9 protein-coding genes are annotated in these 13,457 nt (G+C 41.6%); 3 read left to right on the top strand and 6 right to left on the bottom strand.

Annotated elements, in window-relative coordinates; genetic code table 11:
- Window positions 1-236: 236 nt before the first annotated feature.
- The 3 genes from fni to U2718_RS19110 all read left to right on the top strand — a co-directional run bounded on the left by fni (window position 237) and on the right by U2718_RS19110 (window position 3,666).
- Window positions 237-1,286: a type 2 isopentenyl-diphosphate Delta-isomerase gene (fni, locus tag U2718_RS19120; protein WP_341996130.1), complete on the top strand. Its 1,050-nt coding sequence runs from the start codon at window positions 237-239 to the stop codon at window positions 1,284-1,286.
- 148 nt (window positions 1,287-1,434) lie between these two features.
- Window positions 1,435-3,264, top strand: a complete 1,830-nt coding sequence (gene sppA, locus U2718_RS19115; RefSeq protein ID WP_341996310.1) for a signal peptide peptidase SppA — start codon at window positions 1,435-1,437, stop codon at window positions 3,262-3,264.
- Window positions 3,265-3,426: 162 nt separating this feature from the next.
- Window positions 3,427-3,666 (top strand): hypothetical protein, encoded by a 240-nt coding sequence (locus U2718_RS19110; protein WP_341996128.1) that lies wholly within the window; start codon window positions 3,427-3,429, stop codon window positions 3,664-3,666.
- Window positions 3,667-4,030: 364 nt separating this feature from the next.
- On the opposite strand, the gene U2718_RS19105 is transcribed toward U2718_RS19110, so the two are convergent.
- From U2718_RS19105 to U2718_RS19080, 6 genes are all read right to left on the bottom strand, one after another.
- On the bottom strand, window positions 4,031-4,669 hold the full coding sequence (locus tag U2718_RS19105) for a Uma2 family endonuclease (RefSeq protein ID WP_341996126.1): 639 nt from the start codon (window positions 4,667-4,669) through the stop codon (window positions 4,031-4,033).
- A gap of 410 nt (window positions 4,670-5,079) precedes the next feature.
- On the bottom strand, window positions 5,080-10,038 hold the full coding sequence (locus U2718_RS19100; protein ID WP_341996124.1) for a PAS domain S-box protein: 4,959 nt from the start codon (window positions 10,036-10,038) through the stop codon (window positions 5,080-5,082).
- Window positions 10,039-10,207: 169 nt separating this feature from the next.
- On the bottom strand, window positions 10,208-11,812 hold the full coding sequence (locus U2718_RS19095) for a PhnE/PtxC family ABC transporter permease (protein WP_411813328.1): 1,605 nt from the start codon (window positions 11,810-11,812) through the stop codon (window positions 10,208-10,210).
- Between the two features lie 28 nt (window positions 11,813-11,840).
- Window positions 11,841-12,605, bottom strand: coding sequence for a phosphonate ABC transporter ATP-binding protein (locus U2718_RS19090; protein ID WP_341996121.1), 765 nt, complete (start codon window positions 12,603-12,605; stop codon window positions 11,841-11,843).
- A gap of 9 nt (window positions 12,606-12,614) precedes the next feature.
- Window positions 12,615-12,953: a hypothetical protein gene (locus tag U2718_RS19085; protein WP_341996118.1), complete on the bottom strand. Its 339-nt coding sequence runs from the start codon at window positions 12,951-12,953 to the stop codon at window positions 12,615-12,617.
- Between the two features lie 91 nt (window positions 12,954-13,044).
- The gene (locus U2718_RS19080) at window positions 13,045-13,431 is read right to left on the bottom strand and encodes a nuclear transport factor 2 family protein (protein ID WP_341996115.1); all 387 of its coding nucleotides are present in this window, start codon (window positions 13,429-13,431) and stop codon (window positions 13,045-13,047) included.
- Window positions 13,432-13,457 lie beyond the last annotated feature (26 nt).

Here is a 13,457-nt window from a genome sequence, read left to right as displayed (position 1 = left end):
TCACCTCATGGATTGTCTCAGTTTAAATAGTGTTATTTTATACTACGTAATCTTGATTTAACTGGAGCAGCGATCACTAAAATACTGAAACTTAAATTACTCAGTCACCACAGAAACAGTCAAAACATGATTCAGGAGATTAAACCGCCTAGCAGTCTTAGTGACCTTTCCCACAGAATAGCCACAACTAAGATGAGAAAATAGAAACTACAACACCTTTGTAGTATGAACCACCCGTGAACACCCAGACAAGCCCATTTGCTTCTACTGAAACTCGCAAAGCCGATCACATCCGCATCTGCCTGGAAGAAGACGTACAATTCCAACAGACTACCAATGGGTTGGAAGATTACCGTTTTAACCATTGTTGCTTACCAGAAATCAATCGCGATGAAATTGACATCAGTACTACTTTTTTAGGAAAGAAACTAGGAGCACCACTGTTAATCTCCTCAATGACTGGAGGAACCCCAGAGGCGGGCATCATCAATCGACGTCTAGCAGAAGTTGCCCAACATTACGGAATGGCAATGGGTGTTGGTTCCCAGCGAGTGGCAGTGGAAAAACCTCAAGTAGCTGACACCTTTGCCATGCGCAAGTATGCCCCCGATGTACTCCTATTTGCCAATTTGGGAGCTGTTCAACTTAATTACGATTACGGTTTAGATGAATGTCTGCAAGTCATCGACATTCTTGAGGCAGATGCCCTAATTTTGCACCTCAATCCACTACAAGAATGTATCCAACCCAGAGGCGATACAAACTTCCGAGGCTTGCTTGACAAAATAGCAATTTTATGTAGCGTGTTGTCAGTGCCAGTGATTGCGAAAGAAGTTGGTAATGGTATATCAGCACCAATTGCACAAAAGCTGATTGCTGCTGGAGTGAAAGCAATTGATGTGGCTGGTGCAGGTGGTACATCTTGGGCAAAGGTAGAAAGCGAACGAGCCGAAAATATGTTACAGCGACGTTTGGGTACAACTTTTGCAGATTGGGGTTTACCAACAGCGGAGTGCTTAAGGAGTATTCGTGCCGTTGCACCACAAATTCCTTTGATTGCTTCAGGGGGATTGCGTCATGGGCTGGATGTGGCAAAAGCACTGGCATTAGGGGCAGATATAGCCGGTTTAGCAATGCCATTTTTGCAAGCTGCGGCTTCTTCAGAAGCTGCTGTTTACGACTTGACACAAGTGTTAGTTGCCGAAATTACCACAGTACTCTTTTGTACTGGTAGTGCTAACTTGGAGCAGTTGAAGTGTTCAGGCAACTTACAAAGAATAAAATAAGTATACTATTCATCTTACTTTCACTATTTTGGGTGTTGAGTAGGAGAATTGGGAAATATTAAGAATACAAATGAAGTCATTAGTAAAATTGTTCCTTGCCGTAGGGAAAATCACTAATGACTAATGACTAATGACTAATAATAAAAATATGCAGAATTTTATCAAACAAACTTTTGCCAGCTTAGTTGGCAGTATTTTAGGACTTTTTATTTTCTTTGGTCTTGGAACTACAGGTCTGTTGGTATTATTATTTGCAACTGCTAAAGATCCAGGGCCAGAAGTAAAAAATAAATCAGTACTAGTTTTTGACTTAGCAACGAAAATTACCGATACCAAGCCCAGCTCCAGCGAACTGCTGCAAAAAGTACTATCAGGCAAACAGGAGGAGCAGATGAGCCTCCGTGCAGTTTTAGATGCTTTGGAAAAGGCACGACGCGATCGCCGCATTGTCGGAATCTACTTAGATGCCACTCGTACCTCTGCAACCAATAGTGCAGGCTTTGCTACCTATAAAGAAATTCGGCAGGCACTGGAGAAATGCCGTGCTGCTGGTAAAAAGATAGTGGCTTATGGTGTGGGATGGGGAGAACGAGAATATTACCTCAGTTCTGTAGCCAATACAGTCGTGCTTAACCCCTTGGGAGCAATGGAGGTTAACGGTTTTAGTTCACAACCGATATTTTTGGCAGGAGCTTTAGAAAAATATGGTATTGGCGTACAAGTTGTGCGGGTAGGAAAATTCAAAGGAGCCGTTGAACCATTTGTACTCACAAAATTAAGTCCAGAAAACCGACAACAAACTCAGAAATTATTGGATGATGTCTGGGCAGAGTGGCGAAACGCAGTCGGAAGCAGTCGCAACATTCCCGCCACCAAATTGCAAGCGATCGCAGATAATCAAGCTTTCTTGGAGGCGCAACAAGCTAAAACGAATGGTTTAGTTGATAAAGTCGGTTATTTTGATGAAGTAGTTGCCGATCTCAAGCAGCTAACAGGAGCTGATCAGGATGAGAAAAGCTTCCGGCAAATTAGTCTTAGCCAATACACCGAAGTTCGTGATCCCTCCCTTGGTACAGAACGTAACTCTAAAAATAAAATTGCTGTTGTCTACGCCGAAGGTGAGATAGTTGACGGGCAAGGTGAAGAAGGAGGAATAGGTGGCGATCGCTTTGCCAAAATTTTCCGCAAACTCAGGCAAGATAAAGATGTGAAGGCGGTTGTACTCAGAATTAATAGCCCTGGAGGTAGTGCTACAGCCGCTGAGGTGATGCAGCGAGAGGTGCGGCTAACTCGTGAAGTAAAACCAGTGGTAGTATCAATGGGTGATATCGCTGCCTCTGGGGGTTATTGGATTGCCAGTGATTCTAACCGCATTTTTGCTGAACCAAATACAATCACAGGTTCTATTGGTGTATTTGGATTGCTTTTCAATGCTCAAAAGTTAGCTAACAACAATGGGATTGCTTGGGATAGTGTCAAAACCGGACGTTACGCTGACAGTCAAACAGTTTCTCGTCCTAAAACTAATCAAGAATTAGCACTGTACCAGCGTATGGTCAATCAAATTTATAGTATATTTCTTGATAAAGTTGCCCAAGGTCGAAAAATTCCAGAAGCAAAGGTAGCTGAAATTGCGCAAGGAAGAGTTTGGTCAGGTATAGCAGCAAAAAATATCGGTTTAATCGATGAAATTGGCGGTTTAGATGCTGCCATTGCCTATACAGCTCAACAAGCCAAGTTAGGAAAAGATTGGGAATTGCAAGAGTATCCGAGATTAGGCACTTGGGGAGAACGCTTGTTTGGAGAAGTAGCTGAAGAAGTGAAGGCTATTGTGAATCTCAATGGAGGGCAACTCAAAACATCCGATCCGCTTACCCTTGAATTCCAAAAACTACAAGCGGAACTTGCAATTTTACAAAAGATGAACGATCCGCGAGGTGTATATGCTCGTTTACCTTTTAACTTAAAAATTGAGTAAATCTAATTTATCGGCTTGAAATTTGTTTAAATTTGGTGGGTAATACCCACTTTTTTTAGGCGATCGCTGCCACACTTTATGATCTTACTTGCTGACATCCCGCCAGTAGTTGTGTAAAGTAGTTGATAAATCTTTGCAGCCTAAAAATTTTAGCAACTATCTATGGATAGAAAAAGCAGACGTCTTTTATTACTTATTGTTTCCTGTAGTCTAGCTGGTGTAATTTTAGGGGGTACCACTAGTTGGGCAGAGAGCAACACTTGCTTGCAAGCCAATCAAGTTACGAATGAGTGTTTGACTCAAGATCCAATTAACAAAACCATCCAAGGAATGAGTACTGGATTATTAGCTGGGGCTGGGGCGGCTTTTGGTGTAGCATGGCAGCACCGTCACAAAGATTAATTTATAAAAAAGCGATCGCTACTGGTGTGAGGTAGCTCAAAAGTTATACGCTTTCCAAGATGACTAGATGATTAAGATTGATAGAGTTTGACAGATTACCTATACTGTGAATTCTCAATCTACCCTTCACGACGCCGCAGTTCCCTTTCTTAAAGTAACTTGCGGCGAAAATTATCTTGATGTTAGTTATTACATTTAGGTGATTAAAGCTGCTTTGATTAAGAAATTATTGATAAAGTAAACCTTAAATTGGAGTGGATTAACACAACTAAATTATAAATCCATTTTTCTACATACCTTGTAGAATGCTATCTTTCAATTCTTATATTAATTATCATCGGAAAGTTACACAAGAAAAATATAACTATGGAGCAGTATAACTTCTACGCAAAAAGCTTCTTAACCACCTAATCGCCTCACTTGTTGTTTGCTGATTGGCAATTTGGAGACATTGCTGCACAATTTCTCTGACGTTAGGAAAATAGCTACTTTCTGTAATTATGTAATTTTCACCTTGTAATCTATAAATCAATAGTTGTTTATTTTTTAACAGCCAAACCTCTGGCACTTGATAAGGGAGATAGTCATTAATATCGGTATAACTAGTAATATCTACCTCAATTACTAAATCGGGTGGAGGATCATTGAGCCAGTCAATACGGTTTTTACCTACTACGGATCTCCAATTTTCAATGTAAAAGCAAAAGTCAGGCTCAATGCCGCTGACTTGTGGCAAGCTCATGGTGATGGGCGTAAATGAATCATATCTTTGCTGTAAATGATCTAGCAAAACCTTAGCAATATCTGCTAGCAAGCTCGCATCTCTTCTATGCTCTGGTAGCGGTGCCATCAGCCAAATCTCTCCAGATCGATATTTAATGCGAGGCGAGCAGCGATCGCCAAGTTGCTGACTTAGTATTTGATAGTCTTGCCAAGATCCCAACATCCTTACAACTGTGCCAGGTTGCAGTTCGATTCTTTCAGGTGTGATTACAGTATGCATATTTGCCTGCCTTTAGAAACTCCGGCTACACCAAAAGGGTTGGTTGTGTTTTGATGACTCCCTGTTATGCGCTCTGCTGTGCAGCAAGCCGGACAACTTCTACATTAAATATTGCATTAAATTGATGCCTATTTGCAGAGTATTGGAAACGCCTAATTCATATTTTCAACCAATCCTGGCAAATGTATTTAACGAGTTTTGTGTGTGCGAATGATATCTTTCTAATAATTTTTCTTTGGTAAGGGTGGCAAGAACACTCAGATCCCACTGCCGTAATTCAAAGATAAAACTGTCTGCCTTGGTTGCCCTTCTGCCATGCCACGTGCTACAACGCGCTTAACCCGCAAGGGCGCAGTGGCTCCTCTGCCTCCATACTTCTGCCTTCTTCAATTTCAACCAAATTTATTCACTCATGGCTCACGCTTTGTTGTTGGCAATGTGAAATAAAACGTGCTTCCTTCACCCAACACACTCTCTGCCCAAATCTGTCCGCCATGTTGTCGAATAATAGTTTTACAGATTGCTAATCCCAATCCTGTTCCCCCTTTTTGACGGGAATCAGAAGCATCTACCTGCTGAAATCGTCCGAAGATGGTTTTCAGCTTATCGGAGGGGATACCACGTCCATTATCTCTGACGAAGAACATGATATAATCGGGAAATAATTCTGCACTCAACCACACACTACTACCAGCAGACGAGAACTTGATTGCATTACTTAACAAATTAATTAGTGCTTGGGCGATCGCATCGGGTGCTGCCCAAATTTGAATTTTGGGAAATGTGGCACAGAGGGTGATGTTGGCTTCGTCTGCGATCGATTGCACTGTTTCGGTTGCTTGCTTAACGATATCGGCAATTTCGCACTCTTGCATCACAAGCCGGACTTTGCCCGACTCCAGACGTTCTAGATCCAGGATGTCGTTAACAAGACGCATCAAGCGATTACTATTATTAAGAGCTATTTGGATTAATTCTTTGACTTGTTGTGGTTCATTTTCTAAGATACCTGTTTCCAAAATCCCCAAAGAGCCGCGAATTGCTGTTAATGGAGTACGCAGTTCGTGACTAACAATAGAGATAAATTCATTTTTCATCCGAGAAATCTGTTGGCGATCGCTAATATCCTGATATTGAGTAATAAAGTAGAGTGATTGTCCATCCCGATCCCTGACTAGGGATGTACTCAGTAATACCCAGACTTCGTGTCCTAGTTTATGAATATATCGCTTTTGTGTTTGGTAAGTGCGAGTTTCTCCAACTAAAAGGCGCTGTCGATTATCGAGATCCTTTTGTAAATCGTCAGCATGAGTAATATCTTGAAATGTCAGCGCCAAAAATTCCGATTCTGTATAGCCTAAAATTTCGCACAGCGAACGATTAACCCTCAAAAAGCTGCCATCAATCGCAACCATTGCCATCCCAATAGCAGCATCATCAAAGGCTCTGCGAAATCGCTCTTCACTTTCGCGCAGTGCCAATTCTGTTTGTTTGCGATCTGTGATGTCAAAGTTTACACCCCCTCCGTATACAGGTTTGCCATTTTCGTCAAAGTAAAAACGCCCACGAGCCGCCATCCAGTGAATGCTCCCATCCAACCATTGAATGCGTACCTCGAAATCGAGTTCACCTGTTTCCATCGCACGAGCAAACGCCGCATCAAAAATTTCGCGATCTTCTTCAACAACGTGGCGTCTGGCTATTTCCTGCCCCCATTCGGGTTGTAGTGTGTCGTAACCAAAAATCTGATCATGGCGTAGCGATCGCTTTGGGGCAAAATCTTTAGTTATATCCAAATGCCATGTCCCCATTTGCGCAGCTTCGATGGCGATAGTCAAATTCTCTTGAGCAGCTTTTAGAGCAGCTTCAGTCTGTTTGCGTTCAGCTAATTCAATTTGCAACTTATGGTAGAGATTTGCCTGATGAATAGCGATCGCTAGTTGGTTGCTAATCTGTTGCAAAAAATCGATCTCAGATGCTTGCCACTGACGATAGTGAGAGCAGGCGTGAACTACGAGCAATCCCCAAACATTATTCGAGGAAGCATCAAAGGTTTGGATAATCGGCGCAACCATTTTAGACTTGACGCCAACTTCTTCCATAAACTCAGCCAAACACGCTCCCCAATCATCCGTTGCCACATCAGGCACAATGCGAGGATTTCCTTGACGATAGTACTCATAGCATTCTTCTGGGAAACACTCATCAAGCCAGCGCATCTGATTTGTGATCGGATACTGAGGGACAACAGCTTCCTCGATCACCTCTCCCGATCCGTCTTGATTTAACCGAAAAATTAAAGCTCTATCTGCTTGGAGAGTTCGCTGTACCTCAACCACAGTTGTTGCTAAGATTTCCTCCAAATTGAGCGACTGACGGATGTGTTGAGTAATAGTGCCAAGCAAGCGTTCTTGTTGCGCTTGCGAGCGTAGAGACTGCTCTAGCTGCTTGCGCTGTGTGATATTAAAGCTTGTGCCGATTAAGCGATAGATGCGATTATTATTATCTCGCATTGGAGTTAGGTTTGTGATCCACCAAGTATCTTTTCCTTTAATTAACAAATATTCTTCATAGGTAATGCGCTCTCCGGCTTCAATACAGGCACGATAATGATCCGACACCATTTGTGCCATCTCTGGAGTCAGCACTTGTTCGGGAGTTTTGCCACTAACTTCTGATGATAATAAACCTGATATCCGTTCGTTGGCAGGATTAATTCCGACATAGCGAAAGCCACCATCTTCGAGCACATCAACGATAAAGACAGCAGTTTCAATGCCCTCATAAATACTGCGTAAAAACTGTTCGCTCTCTTTGAGTTCTGCTTCTGCCTTTTTGCGCTCCGTAATATCTTCTGCCAATCCGATGTAATATAAGGGTTTTCCTAATTGATCCAGAATGGGAAGCACTTCAGCAAAAATCCAGCGAGTTGTGCCATCGTGTTTAATAATCCGATATTCCCGTTGAGCACGCTTGCCTTGGGATTGTTCTTCGACAGATAGTAATACCAGTTTGCGATCATCTGGATGTAAAAACTCCAGCCAAGCTCTAGAGTTTTGATAGAGACTTTCACAACTTTGTCCCCAAATTTTCTCATAAGCGGGACTGATGTAAAGAAAATTTTCGTCTTTAGCAGATTTAACAAAGAAAAATTGATTGATATTTTCTGCTATTTGACGAAATCTCTCTTCGCTTTCTCGCAGAGCAGCCTCGGCTTGTTTGCGTTCAGTAATATCTCGGAGCAACCAGCGTAGAGCGATGAGTTCCTCAGAGAAGCCACGAACAGGAGCAACTGTTATTTCGACAGGAAAAGGCTCACCATTGCGAGGTTGCAGTCTCAGTTCCCAGGTTTGCTTTTCTTGAAGCAATGATAGCTTGTTCAATTTAGTACGAAATGCCAGAAGATCATCTGCTGGGACAAAAATAGCTAGAGGTTTACCGACTAAAAATTTTAAATCTACTGACAGGGATGTTGTGAACGCATGATTTGCTTCTTGGATTATGCCCTTTGCATTTGTCAGCAGGTACCCATCGGGTGCAAAGTTAAATAAATCTTCATAGCGTTTTTGCTCGATTGCCAACTTGCAATACTGCTCTTGTCGTTCTACCTCAAGCAGTTGTAATTCCTCCAGCATACATTGCAATTCTTGATTTGTTGCTTGTAGATCGGCGTTGTATGCCTCTAATTTTTCGTAAGCTTCCTGTAATTCTTCTTCTGTTTGTTTGCGAGCAGTGATATCACTAGCTGTTCCCGTTGTGCCAATAACTTGTCCTTGCTCATCAAAAAGTGCGATCGCATTAAATAACAACTGAATTGATCTACCGTCTTTGGCTAGATGAGTAGTTTCATACAAATAAACTGGCGTTCCTTTTAGCAGTTGCTGGAAAACTTCTACATCTTTGGCAATCAGTTCAGGCGGGAGGAAATCAGTAAACGGACGCCCGATCATTTCTTCGGGATCGTAGTCATAAATCTGTTTGACAGCTTGGTTAACAAAGGTAATACGTCCTTGGCGATCGCAGGACATAACTATATTTTGGGATGTCTCAACTAAATTGCGATACTTCTGTTCGCTCTCAGCTAAAGCAGCTTCAGTTTGCTTACGCTCTGTAATATCACGTACTATAATAATATTTTCATGACTTCCACAAGCGACAATGCGAGCTTCGTAATCGTGAACTTGCTCATCGATTGTGAGCTGATATTCTAAAATTTGGGTTTCTTGTGACGATATAGCTTGCCGTTGAGCTTGTAATAACTTGTGTGCCAATTTAGTTGGCAATATCTCTTGGATTTTTTTCCCTAGAAAGGCACGAGGCGGTACAAAGGGCTGGATACCTTTAGCAGATTTGAACTCTAGATAAGTACCATCCACGTGACAGCGGAATATCATATCGGGGATGGCGTCAACAAGGGCGCGATTTTTGGTTAGGCTTCGATGTAGTGCCTGTTGGGCTTGCTTGCGATCGCTAATATCTCGTACATTTGCCCACATCAATTCCGGTTGTCCGCAGTCATTTTTCTGACAATAAACTGTCAGTTCTACCGGAAATAAAGTACCATCCTTGCGGATATATTCCTTCTCGTAGGTATCTGAGTAGCCTCGTTCAATTATTTGTTGCTCAATAATTTCGGCTTCCCAACAGTGCCATTGAATTGGTGTGAGATCCCAAAAACTCTTTAACTTGAGTTCCTCTAGGGAATAACCCAACATCTTTTGGTAACTAGCATTACAATCAATAATTCTTCCCGCCATTTCAGTGATGACAATGCCATCAATGCTAGTCTCAAAAAATTGGCGATAACGCTTCTCACTTTGCTTGAGTTGCTCTTGGCTAATTTTGCGCTCCTTGATTTCCTCCACAAGCCGTGCTGTTTGCTCATTTAGTTGCTTTGTCAGCCTCTGGATACGCAATTGATTTTCAATCCGAGCCAAAACTTCTTCTAGCTGAAATGGCTTAGTAATGTAGTCTGCTCCACCCAGGGAAAAGGCTTTGACTTTATCGAACGTTTTGTATAAGACACTAAGAAAGATAATCGGAATATCTTTGGTTTGGGCAGATGCTTTTAGCTGAGAGCACACTTCAAAGCCGTCCATTTCCGGCATGACGATATCTAACAAAATCAAGTCAGGTTGAGTTAACTCGACAGCCATTAAAGCTTGTTTACCACTCGTAACTAGTTGCACTTTATACCCATGCTCAGACAAGATTTTGATGAGAATCTCTAAATGGTCAGGGTTATCGTCAACAACTAGTATATTTTTTCTCAATTTACAACTTTCAGGGTGATCGTACAAAGATTCCTGTGGTTGCAGATTGGTTGAAACTTCCCCTTCACGAGCAGATGGTATCCCTAAGTCCGACATAGTATCATTTATTTTAAAGATATTGCGGATAAAATTCTTACAGTCTGCTTCTTAAATACTGGTCTTCTGTGCAATAACGAATATCTTTAGTAGTTGGGGATTGAATATTTTGAAGTTTTCAAGAAAATGTTACCACGCTCTACTAAAGAAATGTTACTTATTTAACTATTTAACGTAGACTTCTTCTAAGGGTTGTACTAATAATATCTATTATTAAGGTTAGAATAATCAAAACTGTCAAAGTTGTAAGTAAACCTTTGTAGTCAAAACTGCTTAATTGCTCCGTCAACAAACGTCCTAAGCCTCCTGCACCGACTAACCCGACAATCACTGTAGCACGAATGCAGACTTCCCAACGGTAGAGAGTGTAAGCGATGAACTGAGGAAAAGTTGCAGGTAGAACGCCGTAGATAAAAACTTGGGAAGTACTTCCACCTAAAGCTTTTAAAGAAAGTAGGGGACGCCGATCTAAATTTTCTACAACCTCTGCCATTAATCTACCAAGAATACCAAAATTGTGAACAGCCAGAGCGATCGCACCTGGTAGAATTCCTGGAAACAATACAAACAAAAATATTAATGCCCAAATTGGTTCCGGTACAGCACGAGCAATAAGCAATAACAAGCGGGTAACACCAATTCGGATTTGAGATTGGAGATTTTCAATTGAGAATCGTTTTTTTGTCTCCACATTTTCCCTCGCTGCCCCAAAAGCAAGCAAAATGCTAGCCACTGCTGCACCAACCATTGCCAATATAGACATCGCCAGCGTTTGAGCAGACAGGGTAAACAACTGATGTAAATCAATCAATTGTGGCGGAAAAACATCTTGGATGACTCTAGCTAAACGTTCGGCTGTACGGGGTTCCCAGAATTTCCCAAAATCGGCTTTGATGTACCAAAAGGAAAATATTAATAAGATAGATGCACTCAGGAGCGAAAGGAGAGTGAAGGAATGGGGGAGCAAAGCAGTGGGAGAACGGTTTAGCAATTCTAAACGCTGACGCAACAACCTACTCAAAAAATCAGTACAACTACTCAAAAATAGCAATGCAAACATCAAAGTCCATACTTGCTCGGATCGCAACGATTGAAGACTCAGGAAAATTTGATAGCCTAATCCTCCAGCACCGATGATACCTAAAACCGTCGCCGAACGGATAGAACACTCCAACCGATAAAAACTGTAGGAAATTAGATTGGGCAACGCTTGGGGAATCAAAGTGTAGACAAAAGCACTCATAGGAGGCACACCACTGTTTAGTAGCGCTAATAAAGGTTCACGGGGTGTTTCATCTAAAATTTCGGAAAAAACTTTAGCAGTAATTGCACCAAAAGGAATAGCGATCGCCAACACCGCCACAAGTGGATCGAGTCCAAAAATATTGATAAAAAACAATCCCCAAATCAGTTCGTGAATTGCTCTTGGTATTGCTAAAGTTGCCCTGATTACTAACCAAGGAATTTTATAGACTTTACCCAGAGATTTCCACCAAACTTGAGATGATAAAATACCAGCCACAAACCCAATCACAATGCTAAAAAATGTGCTACAAATCGCATAGGCGAGAGTTTTGAGTGTTGCATCTAAGGTTAACAGTAAAAAATCTGAACTGATTTCAGGAGAGAGTGCAGCAATCAGAAAACTAACAACAAGACTCCAACCACCTTCATTAATTAAATCTCCTTGAAATATACCAGCTACTTGTAACGACCAAATAATCAGCACTAACAACACCAACACCCAAAGAAGATAGGGAAATGGTAAGAACACTTGTCGTTCTAAATCTTCCTCTGTGTTCTTAGCGCCTCTGTGGTTCAATTCTATACAATTCCTCCACCATCTTCATTGATACTTCCTTAGTGGGTGCATCAAATAAAATCCTACCTTGGCGCAAACCAATAATTCGCTGGAAGTGACTGCGGGCATACTCGATTGCATGTATGCTAGTCAGCAATGTTTTGCCTGTTTGTTGACTTACATGACTTAACAAATTCATTATCTCCCGACTACGTTCTGGATCAAGACTAGAGATTGGTTCATCAGCAACAATAGCAGCGGGATTTTGTACTAAAACGCGGGCGATCGCTACTCTTTGTCGTTCTCCTCCAGACAGGCGATCGGTGCGCTCGTACAGTTTTTCTGGAATTCCTACCTGTATTAACGCTTTGGCTGCTGTCTCTACTTCTAAAGGATAAACTAAAGAAATAGCTGCTTTCAAAAATGACCATCGTCCTAAATTGCCAGCATTGATATTATGAATTACTCGTAGATTATCTACTAGATGAAATTGCTGATAAATTGTACCAATTTGTCGTTGTACTTGCCGCAGTGATTTAGGATGTGTGCGTGCCAAGTTGCGGCCAAATACCCATACTTCCCCTTTTGTAGGTTGTAGTGTACCGTTGAGTAAGCTAATTAACGTACTTTTGCCTGCACCACTAGAACCAACAAGTGCAACCCTCTCACCAGGCTCAATTCGCAAGTTGATATCAATTAGACATGGAACTTGATTAAATTTTTGGGTGACGTTTTTGAGTTCAAAAATTGGTGCAGGTAAGTTCATACTAAAATGTTAATCTTCATCCAGAGCGGGAAAAAATTCCTCAAACTGCCACAAATCTTCTTTATTTTCTAGAAACCAAATCCGCGCTTGGGGAGTTAATTTACTCCAAATAATTTCTGGAGGAATGTGGGGAGATGCATATTGATATTCCTTACCGAGAGCTTTTAGATTTTCCACCACATCATCGGGAATGCCAAAGTCTTTCCAATCAACTTCTCTGTGTATACCAGACATTCCCCTGGCTGGATCAAAAATCAATTGTACAGCTCTGATTAAATCAGCAAAATGTACTGGTTTGAGTTTGTAAATTTCTTGAATTTTGATTGCTTCGTTATTCTCTTGAGACATTGTTAGTGGAGTGGTGAAGGTTAGTCATTGATTCAGGCTTACTGTCAGAGACTTCCACCCCTATGCCTCTAGTTTACTGCACAGCAGTTCCTTAAGAGCGCAGTTGCGCTACCATCGCTGCTGGATTCCAATATGCACGAGTGGTTTGAATTTTTCCAGCTTCATTAACCTCAAAGATTGTGATTCCTTCAAATTTCACTGACTTGTTACTCTTGCTGATGCCCTGCATAGTCCACTTTACCGCTGCTTCATTGGCTGCAACAAAAATATGCTCTGTAGTGGGTTCTAGTTTTTCAAAGACTGCTTGCAACTGCCCGATAAATGCACGAAACCCCTCATGAACTTTTGTCGGTGGCTCTCCAACGGGATCGTAACTAACAGCATCTTCTGCAAAATTGTCCACCCAGTCTTCGGCGTTCATCGCAGCAATGTTAGCAAAGTAGCTAGAAACAACGCTTTCTATTGTTTCTTTTATCATCGTGTTAGTTTCTTTAATTTTCAGAC

It is taken from the genome of Chlorogloeopsis sp. ULAP02, from assembly GCF_038404745.2.
In the GTDB taxonomy this organism is placed as follows: domain Bacteria; phylum Cyanobacteriota; class Cyanobacteriia; order Cyanobacteriales; family Nostocaceae; genus Chlorogloeopsis.
The sequence above is the reverse complement of the archived record's forward strand: the minus strand, read 5'-3'. Positions and strand labels throughout refer to the sequence as shown.

Bases quoted from the DNA above. Each gene is read 5' to 3' on its own strand.
- U2718_RS19085 (WP_341996118.1), bottom strand. From the start codon at position 12,953: ATGTCTCAAGAGAATAACGAAGCAATCAAAATTCAAGAAATTTACAAA.
- U2718_RS19100 (WP_341996124.1), bottom strand. From the start codon at position 10,038: ATGTCGGACTTAGGGATACCATCTGCTCGTGAAGGGGAAGTTTCAACC.
- U2718_RS19105 (WP_341996126.1), bottom strand. From the start codon at position 4,669: ATGCATACTGTAATCACACCTGAAAGAATCGAACTGCAACCTGGCACA.
- U2718_RS19080 (WP_341996115.1), bottom strand. From the start codon at position 13,431: ATGATAAAAGAAACAATAGAAAGCGTTGTTTCTAGCTACTTTGCTAAC.
- sppA (WP_341996310.1), top strand. From the start codon at position 1,435: ATGCAGAATTTTATCAAACAAACTTTTGCCAGCTTAGTTGGCAGTATT.
- U2718_RS19110 (WP_341996128.1), top strand. From the start codon at position 3,427: ATGGATAGAAAAAGCAGACGTCTTTTATTACTTATTGTTTCCTGTAGT.
- U2718_RS19090 (WP_341996121.1), bottom strand. From the start codon at position 12,605: ATGAACTTACCTGCACCAATTTTTGAACTCAAAAACGTCACCCAAAAA.